The 20,036-nt window shown below is 61.1% G+C and carries 16 protein-coding genes; 2 read left to right on the top strand and 14 right to left on the bottom strand.

From position 1 onward, the window contains the following. Nucleotides 1-219 precede the first annotated feature (219 nt). Both EJD88_RS13140 and EJD88_RS13145 read right to left on the bottom strand, forming a co-directional pair. Complete coding sequence (locus tag EJD88_RS13140; RefSeq protein WP_158878156.1) at nt 220-2,475, bottom strand: ATP-dependent DNA helicase; 2,256 nt, start codon at nt 2,473-2,475, stop codon at nt 220-222. Continuing rightward, nucleotides 2,472-4,121 carry a VRR-NUC domain-containing protein gene (locus EJD88_RS13145; protein WP_158878157.1) on the bottom strand — a complete coding sequence of 550 codons (1,650 nt, stop codon included), beginning with the start codon at nt 4,119-4,121 and terminating at the stop codon, nt 2,472-2,474. The genes EJD88_RS13140 and EJD88_RS13145 overlap by 4 nt, the downstream gene beginning before the upstream one ends. A 187-nt stretch (nt 4,122-4,308) precedes the next feature. Between EJD88_RS13145 and EJD88_RS13150 the strand changes: the two genes are divergently transcribed. Further along, nucleotides 4,309-4,533, top strand: coding sequence for a YgdI/YgdR family lipoprotein (locus EJD88_RS13150; RefSeq protein WP_112195225.1), 225 nt, complete (start codon nt 4,309-4,311; stop codon nt 4,531-4,533). Between the two features lie 119 nt (nt 4,534-4,652). Here the strand turns inward: EJD88_RS13150 and EJD88_RS13155 are convergent, their stop codons facing one another. From EJD88_RS13155 to EJD88_RS13190, 8 genes are all read right to left on the bottom strand, one after another. Further along, nucleotides 4,653-6,077: a lipase gene (locus tag EJD88_RS13155; protein WP_158878158.1), complete on the bottom strand. Its 1,425-nt coding sequence runs from the start codon at nt 6,075-6,077 to the stop codon at nt 4,653-4,655. Nucleotides 6,078-6,118: 41 nt separating this feature from the next. Beyond that, nucleotides 6,119-7,456, bottom strand: a complete 1,338-nt coding sequence (locus EJD88_RS13160) for a TolC family outer membrane protein (RefSeq protein WP_099582895.1) — start codon at nt 7,454-7,456, stop codon at nt 6,119-6,121. Between the two features lie 2 nt (nt 7,457-7,458). Further along, nucleotides 7,459-8,772, bottom strand: coding sequence for an HlyD family type I secretion periplasmic adaptor subunit (locus tag EJD88_RS13165; RefSeq protein WP_158878159.1), 1,314 nt, complete (start codon nt 8,770-8,772; stop codon nt 7,459-7,461). Next, nucleotides 8,769-10,520, bottom strand: a complete 1,752-nt coding sequence (locus EJD88_RS13170) for a type I secretion system permease/ATPase (protein ID WP_158878160.1) — start codon at nt 10,518-10,520, stop codon at nt 8,769-8,771. The genes EJD88_RS13165 and EJD88_RS13170 overlap by 4 nt, the downstream gene beginning before the upstream one ends. 102 nt (nt 10,521-10,622) lie before the next feature. After that, nucleotides 10,623-10,991: an AprI/Inh family metalloprotease inhibitor gene (locus EJD88_RS13175; protein ID WP_099582891.1), complete on the bottom strand. Its 369-nt coding sequence runs from the start codon at nt 10,989-10,991 to the stop codon at nt 10,623-10,625. A 49-nt stretch (nt 10,992-11,040) separates the two neighbouring features. Then, the gene (locus EJD88_RS13180) at nt 11,041-12,474 is read right to left on the bottom strand and encodes a serralysin family metalloprotease (RefSeq protein WP_158878161.1); all 1,434 of its coding nucleotides are present in this window, start codon (nt 12,472-12,474) and stop codon (nt 11,041-11,043) included. A gap of 367 nt (nt 12,475-12,841) precedes the next feature. Further along, entirely contained in the window at nt 12,842-13,945 is a 1,104-nt protein-coding gene (locus EJD88_RS13185; protein ID WP_158878162.1) for a P1 family peptidase, read from the bottom strand. Between the two features lie 9 nt (nt 13,946-13,954). Beyond that, on the bottom strand, nt 13,955-15,319 hold the full coding sequence (locus EJD88_RS13190; RefSeq protein ID WP_099582886.1) for an APC family permease: 1,365 nt from the start codon (nt 15,317-15,319) through the stop codon (nt 13,955-13,957). Nucleotides 15,320-15,519: 200 nt separating this feature from the next. On the opposite strand from EJD88_RS13190, the gene EJD88_RS13195 reads away from it, so the two are divergent. Further along, nucleotides 15,520-16,305, top strand: coding sequence for a helix-turn-helix transcriptional regulator (locus EJD88_RS13195; protein WP_099582885.1), 786 nt, complete (start codon nt 15,520-15,522; stop codon nt 16,303-16,305). Between the two features lie 236 nt (nt 16,306-16,541). Here EJD88_RS13195 and EJD88_RS13200 read toward each other — a convergent pair whose 3' ends face one another. The 4 genes from EJD88_RS13200 to EJD88_RS13215 form a co-directional block, all read right to left on the bottom strand. Beyond that, complete coding sequence (locus EJD88_RS13200) at nt 16,542-17,000, bottom strand: transposase (protein WP_099582881.1); 459 nt, start codon at nt 16,998-17,000, stop codon at nt 16,542-16,544. A gap of 89 nt (nt 17,001-17,089) precedes the next feature. Beyond that, on the bottom strand, nt 17,090-18,169 hold the full coding sequence (locus EJD88_RS13205) for a polyamine ABC transporter substrate-binding protein (protein WP_158878163.1): 1,080 nt from the start codon (nt 18,167-18,169) through the stop codon (nt 17,090-17,092). Nucleotides 18,170-18,229: 60 nt separating this feature from the next. Continuing rightward, nucleotides 18,230-18,571, bottom strand: coding sequence for a cupin domain-containing protein (locus EJD88_RS13210; protein WP_150675374.1), 342 nt, complete (start codon nt 18,569-18,571; stop codon nt 18,230-18,232). A gap of 27 nt (nt 18,572-18,598) precedes the next feature. Next, entirely contained in the window at nt 18,599-20,005 is a 1,407-nt protein-coding gene (locus EJD88_RS13215) for an FAD-binding oxidoreductase (RefSeq protein WP_158878164.1), read from the bottom strand. Nucleotides 20,006-20,036 lie beyond the last annotated feature (31 nt).

A 20,036-nucleotide genomic window follows, 5' to 3' on the forward strand; every position in this document is an offset into this window, starting at 1 on the left:
GGGTGGCGAAGCCGCCCCAATCCAGGCACCGCGTTTTTTCAGTCATAACCCATTGGCCGGTTTTGGGGCCGCTTCGCAGCCCAGCGCGGGGCAAGCCCGCTCACCACAACAGCGCGTTTGACATAGATTCCGCATTCACTGGAAGTTTGGCCCTTGTTCTAGTCAGGTGAGGCTGCGCGATGGACGCTCTCCAGGCCCTCATCATTGATGGCGGGAATATCAGTCGACCGTCCACCAGCGCGGCAACAACTGACGGACCCGTGCCTCGCCGAAGCGGTCATCGATCAGCATCACCACACCCTCATCCTGCTGACTGCGGATCACCCTGCCCGCGGCCTGCACCACTTTCTGCACGCCGGGATACAGATAGGTGTAGTCGTAACCGGCACCGAAGATCGCTCCCATACGCAGCTTCATCTGTTCGTTGACCGGGTTCAGTTGCGGCAAGCCGAGCGTCGCGATAAACGCGCCAATCAACCGCGCGCCGGGCAAGTCGATACCTTCGCCGAAGGCACCACCAAGCACCGCAAAGCCGATGCCCTGGCTGTGTTCGGTGAACTGATCGAGAAAGGCTTGGCGTTCGGTCTCCGCCATGCCCCGGGACTGCTGCCACAGCGCGATCCGTGGGTGTCGCTCAGCGAGCAACTGCGCCACTTGTTGCAGGTAGTCAAAGCTTGAGAAAAACGCCAGGTAGTTGCCCGGCTGCTGCGCGAACTGGCGGGCAATAAGCTCGACGATGGGTGCCAAGGAGGCTTGGCGATGCACAAAACGGGTGGAGATTTCATCAACAATGCGCACACGCAGTTGCTCAGCCTTGAACGGCGACTCCACATCGATCCACGCGGTATCCGTCGGCAGCCCAAGCAGGTCGGCGTAATAGTGGCGTGGGCTCAAGGTTGCAGAAAACAGCACGCTGCTGCGGGCAGCCGTCAGCCGGGGGCGGATGAATTCGGCGGGCACCACATTGCGCAGGCACAGGGTTGAACTGCTGCGCTTGCCGTTGAGTTGGCGTTTGCTGATGTCGAAGATGAAGTGCTCGTTGAACAGCTCGGCGACCTTGGCAAATTGCAGGGCTTCGAAGTAGAAGGCTTGCAACTCACCGTTGAGGGCTTCGGGGTGGTCGTTGAAGTAATCACCCAGGGCGCTGGCGCACAGGCTCAAGGCCTGGAGCAGTTTTTCCGGGCGGGCGGCGTAGGCCTGGTACGGCGCGAGCTGGTCCTTGTGCAGGGCATTCCATTCGCGGTTCAGGCGCTGCAAGGGTTTCTTCAGCGGCTCGGGGGCGCAGTCGCGCAGGGTCTTGAGGCTGTATTGATCGAGGCTGGCGCTGTACATCGAGCGACCACGCTCTACCAGGTTGTGGGCTTCGTCCACCAGCACGGCGGCGCGCCATTGGTTGAGTTGGGCGAGCCCGAACAGCATGGCGCCAAAGTCGAAATAGTAGTTGTAGTCGGCGACCACCAGGTCGGCCCAGCGCGCCATTTCCTGGCTGAGGTAATAGGGGCAGACGTCATGGGCCAGGGCAACCTCGCGCAGATTGTGCTGGTTGAGCAGGCTTACCTTGGACGCAGCACTGCGCGCAGCGGGCAGACGGTCGTAGAAACCCTTGGCCAAGGGGCATGAATCGCCGTGGCAGGCTTTGTCCAGGTGTTCGCAGGCTTTGTCCCGCGCCACCAGTTCCAGCACGCGCAGCTCCAGGCCGGGGCTGCTGGTGAACAGCACCTGTGACGCATCGAGGGCGAGCTTGCGACCGGGGGTCTTGGCGGTGAGGAAAAACACCTTGTCCAGTTGCTGCGGCGCCAGGGCCTTGAGCAGCGGGAAGATTGTGCCAATGGTCTTGCCGATGCCGGTGGGCGCCTGGGCCATCAGGCAACGGCCGGTGCTGACGGCCTTGTACACCGACTCGGCCAATGTGCGTTGGCCGGAGCGAAAGTCGGCATGGGGGAAACTCAAGGCCTGCGCGGCTGCGTTGCGCGCTTCGCGGTGCTGCATTTCCTGTTGGGCCCAGCCGAGGAAGAGCGCGCATTGCTGGTTGAAGAACGCCTGCAGATCGGCCGCCTGGAAGCGTTGATTGAGCAGGGTCTCGCCCTCGCCGACGATATCGAAGTACACCAGCGCCAGGTCGATTTCGCCCAACCCCAACTTCTGGCACATCAGCCAGCCGTACACCTTGACCTGGGCCCAATGCAGTAGCCGATGGTTGGCCGGCTGGGCATCAAGGTCGCCACGATAGGTTTTGACTTCTTCCAGGCGGTTGGCATCGGGGTCGTAGCCGTCTGCCCTGCCCCTTACTGTGAGTTGTTGGTACTCGCCCTCCAGTGCCACTTCGTTCTGGTAGTGCGCACTGCGGCGCGAGGCAACCGTGCGGTGGCCGACAATCCCTTCCTGGGCGCTGGGCGACGGGGTAAAGCGCAGGTCAAGATCGCCGACCTTGGCCGTGAACTCACACAGTGCACGCACGGCCACGCTGTAACTCAAGCCGGTTGCTCCGCCCAGCGCACGTAGCAGACGGTGACCGGCATCTGGTGCTCGCCACAAAACTCCAGCCAGCGCAGTTGATTGTCTTGCAGGCGGTCGCCAGGGCCTTTGACTTCGATCATGCGGTAGGTTTTTTGCGCTGGCCAGAACTGGATCAGGTCCGGCATGCCGGCGCGGTTGGCGCGGATATCCAGCAGCAGACGCTCGAACCAGTAGCGTAGATGGGCGGCGGGCAGGCATTCGAGGGCCTGCTCCAACAGGTCTTCACTGAGCAGGTTCCAGAACACGAAGGGCGACTGAATGCCCCACTTATCGGCGTAGCGCTGGCGAATAAGGTGTTTGTACTGCTCATCCTGCAATTGCTCGAAACAGGCGGCGAACAGCGGCGCACGGCGTTGGTGGAAATCTTCGCTGTGCAGGTCCGCCGGCCCGCGCTGGAACGGGTGGAAAAACGCGCCCGGCAGCGGTGCGAAGATCGCGTCCCAGCACAGCAAGCCGAACAGCGAATTGATCAAGCCGTTTTCCACGTAATGCACCGGTGCATCGGGCTCGCTCAAATGTGCCTGGACGCAGTACTCCACCGACATCACTGGTTCCGGCAGTACCAGTTCCAGGTCTAGGCGCGAAACGTCCCGTGGTTTCAGCTTGGGCAGCCTGGGCTCACCGAGTTTGCGGCGCAGGCGAGGCATGACGCGCAGCAGGTGTTGCTGCTCGGCCGCACTTTCCGGTGCCTGTTGCGCGGCACTCGCCAGGGCCATGGCCTGGGCATAGTCCTCCTGACGCTCCAGCACGCGGATCAGTCGCGCACGTGCGCCGGGATAGGCGCAGGTGCGGTAGATCTGCTCGGCCAACGCCAACTCCGCGCTGCGCTCGCAATACTGCCCCACTTGGAACAACAGCTTGGCCCGGCGTTTTTCCAGCCAGGGGTTGTCGGTGGTCAGCGTGGCCACCTGCGCCAGTACGTCGTGCAGCGCTGCGCCGGTTTCAAAGGCGTGCTGACATTGGTGCAGGAACAGCACGCCGTGCACGTCATCCCGGCTGCGCAAGCCACGGGATTCCGCGCAGAACGCCACTTTTTCGTAGGTGTAGATACCCAGGTCCGCCAGCACGAACTCCGACCAATCCTGGTGCAGATTGCCGAAGAACATCAGGCGCAGGCGGTCACACAGGTCCATCACGGTGAGGCTGTACAGCGGTTCGGCCAGCGCCGGGCACCATTGGGCAAAGCTGCGGGTTTCGCTGAACTGCGCCGTCAGGCCCTCAAGCCAGTCGGCCTTGTTGCCCTTGGGGTGGTCGATCCAGGGCTTGAACGTGCTGAGGATTTCGCCTTTTTGCAGCAAGGCGAACACTTCTTCAAAGGCCAGCAGGCATTGATCGTCCACCCAGCCCAATGCCCGCAATGGCATCGCAGCGGCGTGGGTACAGCCGACCTCCTGGTAGCTGAGTTTGCCAGCACGAAAATGCACACCCTTGCGCATCACCATGCGCACCAACAACGCCTGGGACGGTTGCGCCAAGCTGTCGAATTGCTGAATGAAATGCTCTTCGTCAGGCTCCAGCAAGTCGGCATAGCGCTGCCCCAGCCAATGCAGGACCTGGCGGAAGTTATGCAGGTAATAGAGCGGATCGTCGAGGGGATTGGCCATGGCGCGAGCGAGTCAAATACTGGTTATGCATACAGAGTGCCGCCCCTGCTGCTCTGTTGCAATCGGTAATAGATAAATGGCTCACGCAACTTTTTGTATAAAAGTGATCAGATGGGGGAGTCGATCGCGTAACATTTATGGCCCGCAGCCTCTGGCGCGGGACTTTTCAGGGTTAACGGTAAGGGTTATGAACATGAAGAATTTGGGTCTGCCACTGGTTGCACTCACTTTTCTGGTATTGGCCGGTTGCGCGACGCAAACCGTAGTGACGCTGCAAAATGGCACACAGTACTTGACCCAGGACACGCCAAACGCCAAGACCGCCGACGGTTTTTACGAGTTCACCGACATCGCCGGCAAGCGCGTCCGTGTCAAAGCCGATGATGTGGCGACGGTGCGCAAGGAAAAATGATTGCCAGCCGCCGACACTGAGCAACTGTGGGAGGGGTGGGTCTTCAGCCGATATCTTTATTGACTGACCCACTGCTATCGGGGGCAAGCCCCCTCCCACAGGTTTTACCCCATTCCCGTTCAAGCGATAGTGATCCCCTCCCCCGATAAGCCGACCACGTCCACCAGCGTCACCGAATCCCCGCCAAAACTGATGACCGTATCCCCGCCCACCACCTTGGCGTGATTCCGATAATCACCAGCGCTCTGCACGTCCGTGAACACCAACTTGTCCGTCGGCTGATAGCCAATCACCCGGTCCTGGCCAAACTGCCCGCTGAATAAAAACGTGTTGTGCCCGCTGCTGTCGCGGATCGTGTCATTGCCCTTGCCGCCTTCGATAAAGTCCGCGCCCTTGCCGCCCTGGATCAGGTCGTTGCCATTGCTGCCGATGATGAAGGTGTTGCCCTTGTGCGTTTCGGCGTTGCGGTTGAGGTCCTGCACCCAGGTGGTGGCCCGTGCGGGGTCGGACAGGTTGGCGACGATAACCGTCGAGTCGCGGGTCATCTGTTCATAGAACCCGGAATCGAGGATACGCGTCATGCCGTCGCCATACCCGGTGGGCAAATGGGCGATCCAGGTCGGCAGGTTGGTGATGGAGAACGGCAGTACATTCCACAGCGTCGAGGCGTAATGGTCGTTGAAGCTGACGATATTATCGGTGGTCGATTCATGGGGCTTGTCATGTACGCCCAACGACGACCAGTTGAAGGATGAACCGTCCAACGCACGGAAAACCGGGTCGTTTTCATAGCCGATATTAAGCACCTTGTCCCCGCTGCTCTGGGTTGGCGAGGCGTAGGCGACGTAGTTGGCGTCCTGGTAGAAGCCCGCCCATTTGCCGGTGCTCAAATCGGCCATGCTGTTGACCGCCAAACCGCCGAGGCTGTGCCCGCTGACCACCACATCGTGGCCGCTGAGCCCGTGGGCACTGGCATAGTCGGCGACGTTCTTGAGTAAGCCGCCGAACGCTTCGCCCGCGTAGTTTTTGGCATAGTCCTTGGGGCCCAGGGCGGCGAGCACGTCACTGACCAGGTCGCCGATGGAGTCGCTGATCAGGCTTTCCCGTGGGCCGGATGTACCGCGAAAACCGATGCCGATTTCCAGCAGCTTGCCGGCGGCGTCGTACTTGCCCAGCACTTCGACCTGGGCCGTGGTGTAGCCGGCTTTTTCGCCGAAGAACGTGCCCCTGGCGTCGACCTTGCCGGTGTAGCCCAAGGTGCTCGCACTGATCGGCGTCCAGCCGGCCTGTTGCACCGCGTCCAGGGCGGCTTTTTCTGAATCCGGGTTCCAGGGAATGCCGGGAATCACGCCCTGGGAATCGCTGCTGCCGAGCAATGCGCCGACCAGGGTGGCCGGCAAACCGAACCCCAGCCCGTTGTGCTGATAGCCCACGGCAAAGCCGTTATCCAGGTTGTGGTAGGAATACAGCGTGATCGCCATGGCATCGGCGAACAGTGCTTTGGAGCCCTCGGTGCCGAGGTTTTTGTAGTCAAAGACACCCATGGTATTGCCTCTCTTGTTGTTGGAATTAGCGAGAAAACCCATTAATGCGCTGCCGGGCCGAACGCCTCGTCCACCTTTGCCAGGTCGGTGTCGCGTAGGTTACCGGCGTAGTAATGCAACTTGGTCCAGGCCATCAGGTAGTCGTAACGCGCCTGGGCCAGGTCGCGGCGGGTGCTGTAGAGCTGCTGCTCGGCATTCAACGCATCCAGGTTGACCCGCTCACCACCGAGGATGCTCTGCTGGGTCGACACCACCAGTGCTTCGGCAGAGGACAGCGCTTTCTGATAAGCACGCAACTTGCTCACGCCGGACAGGCACGCACTGAACTGGCGACGCAATTCGATCAAGGTTTCGCGCGTCTTGCCTTCCAGCTCGTACTCGGCCTGCTCCATGGCGCGGCTGGCCTGGCGCGTGGATGCCGAGACAGCGCCACCGGCATACAACGGCACGCTGACTTCCACGCCGATGGTGTTGGTGTCATAGCGCTGGTTGTAGGTGTTGCCGCTGTCGGACTCCTGCTGGCGTGAGCTGGCGTACGCCGTGACCTTGGGCAGATGCCCGGCGCGGTTGCGCTCCACTTCATAACGCGCCACTTCCAGAGCCTGGCGCTGGGAGGCGAGCGTGGGGTTATTGCTGATCGCCAATGCGTGCCACGTGTCGTAGTTGGCCGGGCTCAAGGTGAATGCGGCGAACCCCTGGTTCAGCGGCGCCAGGTCGTGGATGTTGACGCTTTGCACGCCGATCAAGGCGCCCAGCTCCCGCAATGATGCGTCCTGTTCGTCCAGCGCTTCGATCTCTTCGGCGGTGGCCAGCTCGTAGCGCGACTCAGCTTCAAGAATATCGGTACGGGTACCCTCGCCTTGCTGGAACAGGTGCCGGTTCTGCTGGAACTGCTGCTCGAAGGCCTTCTTCTTGGCGCGGGCGATGTCGATCTGGTCCTGGGCGAACAGCGCCTGGGTGTAATAGGTCAACACGCGCACCAGCAACGCCTGGCTCTTGTCGCGAAAACTTTCGTCGGCAAACAACGCCTGGGCCACGCCTTTGCGGTAATTGGCATAGGCCTCGTAGTCGAACAGCGGCTGTTGCAGGCTGAAGGTGGAGCCGTAGCTGTTGTAGTTGCGGTCGTCGTGATAATTGCCGCCGCGCCCGTCAGGCAACGTGGCCTGGGAATTGTTGCGCCCCTTGTTGTAGTTGTAGGACAGCTTGGGCAGCAGCCCGGCGCGGCCGATGGTGCGGTTTTCCAGGCCGGCGTCACGTTCCTTGATCGCGCCGAGGAACACCGGATCGTTGCGCAAGGCTTGCTCGTACACATCGAACGGGCCCATGGCGGCGTGGGCGCTGGTGCAACTCAACAGCACAGCGAAGAACACAGGTTTCATGTTCATTCCTCAGTCAACGCGGAGCCGGCGCGATCCAGCAACGGCTTGAACAGGTAGTTGAGCAACGAACGTTCACCGGTGCGCACGAACATCTCGGCAGGCATGCCGGGCTTGATCACCAGGCCGTGGAGTTTTCCCAGCGCGGCCTCGCTCACCGTCGTGCGCAACACGTAATAGGGCGCGCCGGTTTTCTCATCGAGCATCTGGTCGGCCGAGATCAGGCTGACCTCACCCGGCACACGCGGTGTGCGGCTCTGGTTGAAGGCGGTGAACAGAATATCCACCGGCAAGTGCGTGCCAACCTTGTCCACCAGATGCACCGGCAGGTGCCCTTCCACTTCCAGGCGCGTGCCTTGGGGCACGATCTCCAGCAGGGTTTCACCGGCACGTACCACGGCGCCTTCGGTGTGCACGCCAAGGTTGACCGCGATGCCGTCGGCCGGTGCGTTGATTTCGCTGTGTTGCAGATCGAACCCGGCGGAAGTCAGTTGTTGTTCCAGGGTCAGGCTGCGCAGTTGCGCGTCGGCCAACTGGCTGCGCACTTCCTTCTGATATTCCTCGCTGTGCTGCTGCAATTTGAGGCGTGACTCGACGATGCCCTGCTCCACCCGACCGCTTTCGCCGGTGTTCTGCGCCAGGTCCTGTTGCACTTGGGACAATTGGCGCTGGTACTCCATCAGCCGGTTGCGCGGGATGTAGCCGTTGTCGGCCAAGGGTTGCAGGTTGCTCAGTTGATCACGCAGGGATTGCGCCTGGGCGGTCAGGTCGCTGCGAGCACGGCGCATGCCGCCGAGTTGCGCGGTGGCGCCGTCGATATTCGCGCGAATGCCGGCCTGCTCGCGGGCGAAGGCCTCGCGACGGCTGCTGAACAACTGACGCTGGCCTTCCAGCACCAACGCCAAGGCGGGATCGGGATGGCTGCTCAGTTCGGCAGGAAAGGTGATGCTGGCGTGGTTATCGCGCTCGCTCTGCCAGCGCGCCACGCTGGCCCAGGCCATGCGGTATTGGGCCTGCAGCGAATGCACGTCGGCCTGGTTCTGGGTCTGGTCAAGCCGGAACAGCGGCTGGCCTTGTTTCACCTGCTCGCCTTCACGCACCAGGATACGGCTGACCACACCGGGGCTGAGGGTTTGCACGGCCTTGCGCTTGCCGGACACCACCACCGTGCCTTGCACCGGAATGCCCTGATCCAGAGGCGCGAGGCTGGCCCACAGGAAGAAACCACCGGCGCCGACCACCGTCAGCAGCCAGCCCAGACGGGCAAAAAAACGGGCGTCACGCTCTTTGACAGGTTGTTCGAAAGTGATACTGCTCATGCGCCTGGATTCCTTCCCGCTTGGTACTGACGACTGAAACTGACGCCAGGTTTGTCTTTCGGCGCTTCCTGCTGGCCGGACAAGGCACGCAGCACCTCTTGGCTCGGTCCGTATGCCTGCAAACGGCCGTCGTTGAGCACCAGCAACTTGTCGGCCTGGGCCAATGCCGACGACCGATGGGTCACCAGCACCACACTGCTGCCTTGAGCCTTCATCTGCACGATGGCGCTGGCCAACGCGGCTTCGCCCACGGTGTCGAGGTTGGAGTTGGGTTCATCCAGCACAATCAAGCGTGGCTCGCCATACAGCGCACGGGCCAGGGCCACGCGCTGTTTCTGCCCGCCGGACAGGCCGCCGCCGTTGTCGCCGAGTACCGTGTCGTAGCCTTGGGGCAGACGCAGGATCAGCTCGTGCACGCCGGCTTGTTGCGCCGCCTTGACCACACGCTCGGGGTCGGCCTCGCGAAAGCGGACGATGTTGTCGGCGATGCTGCCGCTGAACAGCTCAATGTCCTGGGGCAAGTAACCGATATGCGGGCCCAGGTCGTCGCGGTCCCAGCGATGGATGTCTGCGCCATCCAGCCGCACCGTGCCGGCCAGGGTTGGCCATACCCCCACCAGCACACGGGCCAGGGTCGACTTGCCCGAGCCCGAAGCCCCCAACACACCGAGCACCTCGCCCGCGCCCAGGTTGAAACTGACGTGATGCAGCATCGCCACGCGCTTGCCCGGCGGGCCCGCGCTGACCTGCTCGAAACTGACCTGGCCCTTGGGCGCCGGCAAGGCCATCTGCTCGACCTCCGGTGGAAACTCACGCAGCAACTCATCCAGGCGCTGATAGGCCAGCTTGGCCGAACTCCATTGCTTCCACACGGCAATCAACTGGTCGATGGGGCTGAGCACACGGCCCATCAGGATCGAACCGGCAATCATCATCCCTGCCGTCATATCGCCGCGGATCACCAGGAGTGCGCCCAGGCCCAGCACCAGGGACTGCAAACACAGGCGCAGGGATTTACTCAGGGCGGTGATGACTGAACCGGTGTCACTGGCCTTGTTCTGCAAGTTGAGGAACTGCGCGTGCACGGCAAACCAGCGCTTGCGCAGCGCGCCGAGCATGCCCATGGCCTGGATGGTTTCGGCGTTATGCAAATGGCTGGTGGCCAGTTGGGTCGATTGCTGGGAGAAACCGCTGGCCTCGCCCAAGGGTTTCTTGGTCAGGTATTCGTTCAGGCATGCCAGGCCGATCAGCAATACCGCGCCGGCGCTGGCCAGCACCCCAAGCCAGACGTTGAACAGGAAAATCACAAACAGGTAGATCGGAAACCACGGCGCGTCAAAAAACGCGAACAGCGCCGGCCCGGTGATGAACTGGCGGATATGGGTCAGGTCGCCCAGGGATTGCCCGGCATGCCCCTGGCCGCGTTGCAGGTTGCGCTCGAACGCGGCTTTGTACACCCGCAAGTTGAAACGCCGTTCCAACTGGCTGCCGATACGGATCACGATAAAACTGCGGATCACTTCCAGCGTGCCAATAAAGGCAAAGAAGCCCACGACCATCAGCGTCAACATCACCAGGGTGGTTTCGTTCTGGGAGGACAGCACGCGGTCGTACACTTGCAGCATGTAAATCGACGGCACCAGCATCAACAGGTTAATCAATGCCGTGAAGCAGCCAATACTGATCAAGATGCTCTTGTATTCACCCAGCGCCTTGAATAAGGGCGCAACCGCAGAGGGCTTGGCCATATGTTCTGATCTTCCTTGAGCCAAATTGCGCGCATAAGTTGCCCGAGCCCCGAATAAAGGCCGGCCAACTAATAAAATCGAGTTATAAACTTATAGCGATAACTAAGGCATACGTTTTAATTCAACCACGGCGCCGGATTTAGTGCGCGCTTGATAGTCGCCGTCTTTCTGGCGATTCAAATGGGTGATGCCGCTGCCTTCGGCGTTGAACAGCCAGATGCCGTCCGGTGTGGGCGACCAGGTCAACGGCGTGTCCCCCAGCCATTGCGCGGCACAGGCTACATCACCGCTCAAGCCATTGGCCTGTTCGAGCAGGTCGAGGGCACAGACCTGATCCTGCTGGTGCAATTGCCAATGCCCGGCCAATTGGGCGCTGGAGGGTAAAACAAGACTGCTCGCCATTGCGTGGGCTCCTGCCGACACGAACATCACCTGCAACACGCAGGCGATCAAGTTGAAAAAACGCTGCATCTTCACGCTCCATCCTGGAGGCGCGACGCCGAAACGCCGCGCCTTTGTATCACGCCACGATGTCGCTGACGGCTGCCTGGCCTACGGTGGTGACGAGGAAATCCGCCACGCCGTGCCCGGAGAAGTCGACGGCCAGCGTACCCAGGTTGGTGCCGGATGCGTAGGTCAATACCGCGTCGCCGGCATGCCCGGTGAACGCATTGACGAAGGTCAGGCCCGCGCCTTTGGTAATGCCGCTGAGGTCGATCTTGTCCGAACCCGAGGTGAAGTCAAAGATCTTGTCTGCTGCCCCTGGCTTGGAGTCGGAACTGGCGCCGAACACAAAGGTGTCGTTGCCGGCGCCGCCCCACAGTTGGTCCGCACCGCCAGCGCCGTAGATCAGGTCGTTGCCGGCCCCACCCTTGATGACGTTGGCGGCGTTGTTGCCGATGATCAGGTCGTTGCCTGCACCGCCGAAGGCGTTTTCAATGGTCACGCCCTTGGCGATGGACACGTTGCCCACCAGGCCACCCACGTCGGAGAACGAGGCTTCATTGAGGTTGATCTTCTGGTTCTGGGTGAAACCGGAGAAGTCCAGGGTGTCGTTGCCACCGCCGTCCCACACCGAGAACACCAGCTTGTCGGCGTTGGAGGTGGCGCTGAGGAAATCACGCCCGGTGTTGGAGTTGAAGCCGTAGGTGGTGTCGCCGGCGCGGGTGTTGTAGTTGGCGCCGTAGAGCTTCTGGATCGCGGCAATGTCGTCGATCAGCGGGCCGGAAGCGTAGGCCTCGACGCCGCCTTTGCTGAAGTTCTGGTTGGTATTGCTCTCGCTCCAGTAACTCATGAGGCTGTAGCCGCGCGTGTCCTGTCCATAGGTCGCGTCGTTGTAGGTCGGCGCGCCTTCGCCGGCGTTGTAGTCGCCAGGGTGAGCCAGGCCGAGGGTATGCCCGATTTCGTGGGTCAGGGTCTGCCGGCCGTAGTTGTTCAGGTCCGGGGTCTTGTTTGGCGTGTAGCTGTTGTTGGTCAGGTACCACGAGGTGCCGTCGTAGCCTGCACCGGTGCCGGGCAGGTAGGCGAACGCAGCCGCGCCATCCTGGCCACTGCTGTAGTTGCCAAAGGTCATGTGGCCGTCACCGCCGGTGGCTTTCTCGGTGAACGTGACGTTGGCCACATCCGCCCAGGATTGCATGGCCAGTGCGGCCTGTGCTTTCTGCTGGGTGTTGAACTGGCTGAAGCCCGAGATGCCATGTTTGTTCATGGTGCTCGACGACGCCGAGGTCAGGAAGGTGTAGGTCAGGTCGATCTTGCCATTGCCGTCAAAGTCCCGGTAAGCGGCGCCGTCGCGCAGCAGCTGGGTGGCGGCCTGGTCGACGGTGTAGGACGGTTTGCCATTGATCGTGAGGTTGCCGCCACGGTCATACAGATGGCTGAAGCTATCGATTTGCGAGTAAGCGGTGCTGGCTTGCGCCGCCGACACGATAGCCTTGTCTTTTACTTTGGACATAAACGTACTTCCTTGTTTGCAAGTGCATCAGTCTTTGATCGATAGGAACCCCGCGGGCGAGATCGTCCTATCACTCGCCTCTTTTGAAGGCGTAAGAAAACTGACACAACTTGAAATCTTTCGTCTACATCTATTTCCAACGTGAAAAAGTCGCAGCCTGGTAACTAATTGAAGTTTTGTGCCGCGTTTATTGGGCCAACTTGATTTTGTCCGACAAAAAACAACCAACCCCTATTTAAATATTAAATAGCGCTAACGCCGCTCAAGTTGAGCGGCGCGCTTATTAAATGGATCCAATATATTGCCATGGTGTCATTGGCAACATTAAACGGCCAGTATTTAAACTAATAACAGGGGTTGTCCCCCATTACCGGGACATACTCCAGCCGGTGTCGTGCAATGCCTGTAACAGCGACTCGCCGGTCAAACCCGGCACTTGCACGCCGTCATCGGTGCTCATGGTCTTACCCGCGAGGATGGCATTGATGATTGCCTCTTCTACGGCCTCGGCCGCCGCACTGAACAGCGGCGAAATGTGGTCGTTATTGACCATTTGCAAGGCACTGCTGAACGGCAGGCCCTTGCGCCCGTAGTCCGCCGCCGGCAGGTCCTGGTTGCCGGTGGCGAAGGCCAGGAACAGGTCGCCACTGGAGTCTTCGGTACCGCCGCCGGTGCGGGCGATGCCGATGGACGCACGTTGCGCCAGGCGCTGGCATTGGTGGGGCAGCAACGGCGCATCCGTGGCGAGGATCACTACGATGGAACCCATGCCTGGCGTGCCGCGCTCGGCGAAGGGCGATGGAATGTCCATCAACCGGCGCCCCACCGGGTAGCCGTCGACGCGCAGCTCCTGGCGCTTGCCATGATTGGCCTGCACCAACACGCCGACGGTCCAACCGCCCTGCTCCGCCGGCAAGCGCCGCGACGCCGTGCCGATGCCGCCCTTGAACTCGTGGCAGATCATCCCGGTGCCACCGCCCACCGCGCCCTCCTGCACCGGACCGGTTTCGGCATTGCTGAGGGCCTCGCGCACATGCTCGGGCTTCACATGTTGGCCCCAGATATCGTTGAGCAGCCCGTCGTAGGTCTCCATCACCACCGGCATGCACCAATACACGGCCGGGGCTGCCAGGCGCTCGCGCTCCAGGGCAATCAGGGTGTCGCGCACAATGCCGATGCTGTGGGTGTTGGTGATGGCCAGCGGCGTGGTCAACAGCCCCGCTTCGCTGATCCACTCCAGCCCTGTGGCATCGCCGTTGCCATTGAGCACGTGGTAGCCGGCAAAGCATGGTTGCTGGCGTGCTTCCCCGGCGCGTGGCTGGATCAGCGTCACGCCGGTGCGTACGTGCTTGCCATCGATACGGGTGTTGAGGGTGCTGTGGCCCACCCGCACGCCCGGTACATCGGTGATGGCATTCAACTCACCCGGTGTACCCAGCCCCAACGTGATGCCCAATTGACGTGCGCGCATAACCACTCCTTACAATTTCTGAAAGACCGGACTCGACCGGCCGCTGATGCAATAGAAAATCACCGACAGGGCCAGCAAGCCGAGGATGATCATGATGTCGCGCACCGATGCCGCATAGATCAAAGTCGCCAGCAGGTAACCTGCACCGATCACCGCCAACACTGCCGGCAACGGCCACAGCGGCATGCGATACGGGTGCTCGCGATCGCGCAGCAACACCCGGCTCATCAACGCGCTCAACGCCACCACCAGGTACACCAGGATAATCAGCAACACGCTGAACGAGGTGAGGTCGGCCAGGTTGGAACTGAAGCTGAGCAACGCCGACGGGATCGCCAGGAACAGCGTAGCCAGCCACGGCGAATCCCAGCGGGGGTGAATGCGGGTGAACAGTTTGTTGATGGTCGGCGTCCACAGCGCATCGCGCCCGCTGCTGAATACCACGCGGCCGATCTGGATCACGATGGCGACAATCGCGTTGAACACTGAGAGGAAGATCCCGGCGCTGACCAGGCGCGACAGGGTTTCATTGCCATGGCTGGTGAGCAGGTAGCCGATGGGGTCGGGGCTGCTGATCATTTCGCTCAGGGACGGCGCGCCGATCAACAGCGCGGTGATCGGCACCAGCTCAATCACCACCACCAGGCCCAGGGACCACAGCACCGCCTTGTGCACGCCCTTGCCGCCGCACTTCATGTCTTCGGCCAGCAACACTGCCGGGCCGTAGCCGTTGTAGGAAAACAGACCGATGCCCACCGCGCCGATCACCAAGGCCCAGGGCGCGAGGTGCAGCACGCCGTTTTCGACAATCTGCGGCTGGAACAACACACTCGCGGGCTGCACCGGGTTGCCAAAACCGATCACTACGATCACCAGCAAGGCCGCCACTTCCAGCAGCAAACAAGTGCCGGTGATCCACGCATTGAGCTTGATATTGAGGATGCCCAGGGCGTAACTGCACACGACGATCACCAGGGCGACGGTTTGCGAATCAAACTTCGTGCCCAAGGCGTTGTTGAGATACGTCGCAGCCCCGGTGGCCAACACCGGCGGGATAAACAGCAACATCACCAGCACGGTAAGGAAGGTCGCATAGCCGGCCATGCCGCCAAACACGCGCTTGGCGTACACATATTCGCCACCGGCGCTGTTGTGGGCGCGGCCCAGTTCGGCGTAGCAAAACGCGAACATCAGCGCGAGCAGGCCCGCCATCACGAATGCCAGGAACACGCCACTGCCCGCCTGCTGGATGGCAAACGGCGCAATCACAAAGACGGAACTGGCCGGCGTCACTGCGGAAACGGTGATGGCCACTACATCGAAGACGCTCAGGGTAGGTTTCAACACGCCGTCGGGCGTGGGGGAAGTGCTCATATCGTTATCCTCTGTCGTTGTTCTTGGTGTGAGGCAGAAACGAAAAATGATGTATGTGTCGGGATATTTTTCCCGTTGAATGATGAAGACGTTATCCGCAGGTGGCTTGTCAGCCAATTCCCCTATTGGCGTACTCCCCTTGACGGCATCCGGCAAAAGCCGAACCCTTGGGCGATCTCTTGCTGGCGGGAGCCTGTGATATGAGCCTGTTTCGTGAGGTCGGCATGCACGCTGGCCTGGGCCGCACCGTCGCGCACATTGGTACCGAGCGTTTCTGGAAACAGTTGGTGCTGTTGCTGCACCAGTGCCTGCCCTTCGATAACGCCCTGGCGATTTTCTACCCGCAGGAGGGTGCGCCCCAGGCCTTGGAAGAATACGACGCCCAGCCCAGCAGCAAACCGGCGTCGATGCTGACGTACCTCAATGGCCTGTACTTGCTCGATCCGTTTTTCCAGGCGTGCCGCGAAGGTTATGCCAGCGGTGTTTATCGCCTGGAGGAAGTGGCACCGGACCATTTCCGTCAGAGTGAGTACTTCCTCAACTACTTCCACGACAACGTGCTGGAAGATGAGGTGCAATTCATCCTGCAACTGCCCGGTGCGGGGACGTTGTCGCTGTCGTTGGGCATGCAGCGGCGGTTCAGTGCCGATGAGACCGGGCTGATGACGATGATGGCGGCCTGGGTACTGCCGTTGATGCAGCAGCATTGGCAGCAAAGTACTCAGCGCGCACCGGCCATGGACAGCCAGATCAGGGATGCCTTGAGCCAGTTCGGTTGCGGCGTGCTTTCGGACCGCGAGCTGGAAATCGCCCGCCTGGTATTGCGCGGTTTTTCCTCCAAGGCCATGGCTGAACGCCTGAACATCTCGCCAGACACAGTGAAAGTGCACCGTCGGCATTTGTACGCCAAGCTCGATATCTCGTCACAGCCGGAGCTGTTTTCGCTATTTATCCAGTCGCTGGGACATGATCTGGAGAACCCGTAGATGCTCAATGAGATCGGCGGCGGCGTAGATACCGTCTTATCCAGCACCACAAAAACCCTCGTAGCAGCTGCCGAGCGCAAGCGAGGCTGCGTGGCGGACGTATTGACACCCCGCGATCTGCGGGCCCCTCAACGCAGCCTCGCTTGCGCTCGGCAGCTGCTACGACCCAAACCTTGGGGGTTGCCCGGTGAGCGTCAAGACGGTATCTACGGCCTTGGCGAGGCTGCGTGACGGATCTACAACCACCAAACATCCCAAAGCGGATAATCGTGAATACGCTTTACCAACCCCGCGCGCAGGGGGTTCAACACCACGTAACGCGCGAAGTCTTTCAAATCCTCCTCTCGCCGCACGCCACGATCATGATAGCCCTTCTGCCATAGCCGCCCTTTTCGACCCAGAGCCCGGTTGACCGCCAGGCTGCTGCGCGATTTAAGCCGGCACATCACTTCTGCCAAGGTCTTGTCCCGCAGTTGAACCAACCAATGCAGGTGGTCTGGCATCACGACGAATGCCAGGGAATCAACCCACTCATCTTCATGCGCGTCGCGAAACTGCCTGACAACCAGCCGTCCAAGCCGCCAATCATCAAAGATCGGTTCTCGTCGATTGACCACAGCGGTGAGCAAATACACCCCGCCCACCTGTGAAACCCGCCCTGTACGCAACCGTCCTGACTTGTTTGATATGAGCATTCCTTGCCCCGCTTTATTGAAAGGAGGCAAGGAAGCTACAGACAACAACGTCTAAACAGAGCGCCCATTGGGCGACGAAATGTTACCGATTAGCGGCCCATACGAATGGTGTTCCAGACCCGCGTGCGAATCCGGTCGATATTCAGCGGCATCGCTTCCAGTGCGAACAACTTGCCCATCATGGCCTCGCTTGGATAGATCTTGGTGTCGCCCTTGATCTCTGGATCCACCAGGCTGTCCGCCGCGCTGTTGCCGTTGGCGTAATGCACCGAGTTGGTAATGTCCGCCATCACCTGGGGTTCCAGCAGGTAGTTCATGAACGCGTAGCCGGCCTTTTCATCCGGGGCATCGGCAGGCATGGCCACCATGTCGAACCAGATCGCGGCGCCTTCCTTGGGGATCTGATACCCGATCTTCACGCCGTTCTTGGCTTCCTTGGCGCGGCTTTCGGCCTGCAGCACATCGCCGGAGAAGCCGACGGCCACGCAGATATCGCCATTGGCCAGGTCGCCGGTGTATTTCGAGGAATGGAAGTACGCCACGTAAGGGCGCACTTTCATCAGCAAGGCTTCCGCCTTTTTGTAGTCCTCCGGGTTCTTGCTGTGAGGCGCCAGCCCCAGGTAATTGAGGGCGATGGGCAACAGTTCCGGGCCATTATCGAGGATGGCCACCCCGCACTTGCTGAGTTTTTCCATGTACTCGGGCTTGAAGATCAAGTCCCAGGAGTCCACCGGAGCGTTATCCCCCAGCACGGCCTTGACCCTGTCGATGTTGTAGCCGATGCCGGTGCTGCCCCACAGATACGGGAAGCCATGGGCATTGCCCGGATCGTTGTTCTCCAATGCCTTGAGCAGCACCGGGTTGAGGTTTTTCCAGTTGGGCAACTGGCTCTTGTCGAGCTTCTTCAAGGCGCCGCCCTGGATCTGCCGGGCCATGAAGTGGTTGGACGGAAACACCACGTCATAACCGGAGTTGCCAGTCATCAGCTTGCCGTCGAGGGTTTCGTTGCTGTCGTACACGTCGTAGCTGAAACCGATCCCGGTCTGCTTCTGGAAGTTCTTCGTGGTGTCTGGCGCAATGTAGCTCGACCAGTTGTAGATCTTCACCGTCTCGGCGGCCTGGCTGATAGAGGCCACCAACATCAAGGGCAACAGGGCAATGGCTTTCATGGTTCGATTTCCTGGCGGTTTTAGGGCTGTTTTTATGGCAGGCGATCAAGGATCAAAGCGTTACAGAATCAGTACGTAGGTCTTGCGCACGGTTTCCTGGATATCCCAGATTCCGGTGCTGTTGGCCGGCAACATCAGTGCGTCGCCGGCTTGTATGTGGACGGTTTCACCGCTGTCGGGGGTGAAGGTGCAGCGGCCCTGGATAAAGTGGCAAAACTCCTGGGATTTGATCTGCCGACGCCAGCGGCCTGGGGTGCAGGCCCAGATGCCGGTTTCGACGCCATCGCTGCGCTCTACGCTCAAGGTAGAGGCCACCGCAATCGGCTCGCCCAAGGGCACGGCCACGGGTGATGAATCCGGCAGGTGGGCATTCAGCGTGTCTTTGAATTGCGTGATGCTCATGGGGTTTTCCCGTGTAAGTGAAACGACTCAGTGCATGAACCCTTCCATGAACCCGGCCACGCCGGTCGCCAGCTTGCGGCGCCAAGGGGCGGTGTTGGGGTTGGCCAACACCTGGTCTTCATGGACAAAACTACGAATGATCGCGTTGTAACCCAGCCAGCGGCACGGTTCGGGTTCCCAGGCCTTGAGCGCGTCAAGACCGCGCTCGCGGATCACCCAGGGTTGATGGGTCAGGGGCATGTCGCGGCCGAGGATCAAATCCGCCAGCGTGCGCCCCCCCAAATTGGTGGCACCCACGCCCTCCCCGCCGTACCCGCCGGACAGCGCGATGCCGGTGTTGTGGTCACAGAGCATGTGCGGTCGGAAATTACGCGACATACCAAGGTTGCCGCCCCAGGAATGGGTAATCCGCACGTTCTTGAGCTGTGGGAAGAGTTCGCCGAACAGGTAGCGACGCAGCTCCACTTCGCTGTCAGTCAGATCGAAGTTGTGGCGCAACCTGCCGGCGAACTGGTAACCGCCGCGGGCACCGAACACCAGTCGGTTATCCGCCGTGCGCTGGCCATAGGTGACTTGGCGGCTGCTTTCGCCAAAGGCCTGGCCGTGGCGCAGGCCAATTTCGTCCCAGGTGCTGGCGGGCAGTGACTCAGTGGCGACGATCAAACTCTGCACCGGCAACTGGTAGCGGCCCAAGGGCGGCAAGGTGTTCGCGTAACCCTCGACGGCGGGCACTACCCAGCCGGCGCGCACGCTGGCCGTCGTGGTGCGCAGGCTGCCGGACTGCCACTGGGTGACCGGACTTCGTTCGTAAATCGTCACGCCCAGGCGCTCCACGGCTCGCGCCAGGCCGCGCACCAGCTTGGCCGGGTGGATCGTCGCGACGTGGGGTGCATAGATACCGCCATAGGGTTTGGCGATGCGGATCTGCTCCGCCAACTGCCGCGGGCTCAGCCAGCGGTAATCGGCTTCGCTGAGGCCTTGGGCGTAGAGCTTGTCCAGGTAGGCCCGCAGGCTGGCCTCCTGCTCGGGGTAGCGTGCCGCGCAGTAAAGGGCGCCGCCCTTGCGGTAGTCGCAGTCGATGCCTTCGCGGGCCAGGACCTGGGCCACTTCATCGGGAATGCCGTGCAGCAGGTCGAAGGAGGCGCGGCGTTGTTCAGGTGCCAGGCCGGCCAGCAGGCGGTCTTCGCCCAGCAGGTTGCCCATCAGCCAGCCACCGTTGCGGCCCGATGCACCGAAGCCGGCGGTTTGCCCCTCGATGATCGCGATTTTCAGCTCAGGGGCATGGCGTTTCAGGTAGTAGGCGGTCCAGAGCCCGGTGTAGCCGGCGCCGATAATGGCCACATCGACGTCCAGGTCGTGTTCCAGGGACGGCCGCGCCACCAGCGGGTCGTCCAGTTGGTCCATCCATAAACTGATGTTGCGCCATGCCGGCATGCCAAGCTCCCCACCCACGTTTCGATGGGGT

The sequence above is a fragment of the Pseudomonas sp. PB105 genome (genome assembly GCF_009764655.1).
GTDB classification, from domain to species: domain Bacteria; phylum Pseudomonadota; class Gammaproteobacteria; order Pseudomonadales; family Pseudomonadaceae; genus Aquipseudomonas; species Aquipseudomonas cyclaminis.

What these genes read in the sequence shown, in the direction of transcription:
- EJD88_RS13145 (WP_158878157.1), bottom strand. Translation starts at nt 4,121, where the DNA reads ATGGCCAATCCCCTCGACGATCCGCTCTATTACCTGCATAACTTCCGC.
- EJD88_RS13150 (WP_112195225.1), top strand. Translation starts at nt 4,309, where the DNA reads ATGAACATGAAGAATTTGGGTCTGCCACTGGTTGCACTCACTTTTCTG.
- EJD88_RS13155 (WP_158878158.1), bottom strand. Translation starts at nt 6,077, where the DNA reads ATGGGTGTCTTTGACTACAAAAACCTCGGCACCGAGGGCTCCAAAGCA.
- EJD88_RS13160 (WP_099582895.1), bottom strand. Translation starts at nt 7,456, where the DNA reads ATGAAACCTGTGTTCTTCGCTGTGCTGTTGAGTTGCACCAGCGCCCAC.
- EJD88_RS13165 (WP_158878159.1), bottom strand. Translation starts at nt 8,772, where the DNA reads ATGAGCAGTATCACTTTCGAACAACCTGTCAAAGAGCGTGACGCCCGT.
- EJD88_RS13170 (WP_158878160.1), bottom strand. Translation starts at nt 10,520, where the DNA reads ATGGCCAAGCCCTCTGCGGTTGCGCCCTTATTCAAGGCGCTGGGTGAA.
- EJD88_RS13175 (WP_099582891.1), bottom strand. Translation starts at nt 10,991, where the DNA reads ATGCAGCGTTTTTTCAACTTGATCGCCTGCGTGTTGCAGGTGATGTTC.
- EJD88_RS13180 (WP_158878161.1), bottom strand. Translation starts at nt 12,474, where the DNA reads ATGTCCAAAGTAAAAGACAAGGCTATCGTGTCGGCGGCGCAAGCCAGC.
- EJD88_RS13185 (WP_158878162.1), bottom strand. Translation starts at nt 13,945, where the DNA reads ATGCGCGCACGTCAATTGGGCATCACGTTGGGGCTGGGTACACCGGGT.
- EJD88_RS13190 (WP_099582886.1), bottom strand. Translation starts at nt 15,319, where the DNA reads ATGAGCACTTCCCCCACGCCCGACGGCGTGTTGAAACCTACCCTGAGC.
- EJD88_RS13195 (WP_099582885.1), top strand. Translation starts at nt 15,520, where the DNA reads ATGAGCCTGTTTCGTGAGGTCGGCATGCACGCTGGCCTGGGCCGCACC.
- EJD88_RS13200 (WP_099582881.1), bottom strand. Translation starts at nt 17,000, where the DNA reads ATGCTCATATCAAACAAGTCAGGACGGTTGCGTACAGGGCGGGTTTCA.
- EJD88_RS13205 (WP_158878163.1), bottom strand. Translation starts at nt 18,169, where the DNA reads ATGAAAGCCATTGCCCTGTTGCCCTTGATGTTGGTGGCCTCTATCAGC.
- EJD88_RS13210 (WP_150675374.1), bottom strand. Translation starts at nt 18,571, where the DNA reads ATGAGCATCACGCAATTCAAAGACACGCTGAATGCCCACCTGCCGGAT.
- EJD88_RS13215 (WP_158878164.1), bottom strand. Translation starts at nt 20,005, where the DNA reads ATGCCGGCATGGCGCAACATCAGTTTATGGATGGACCAACTGGACGAC.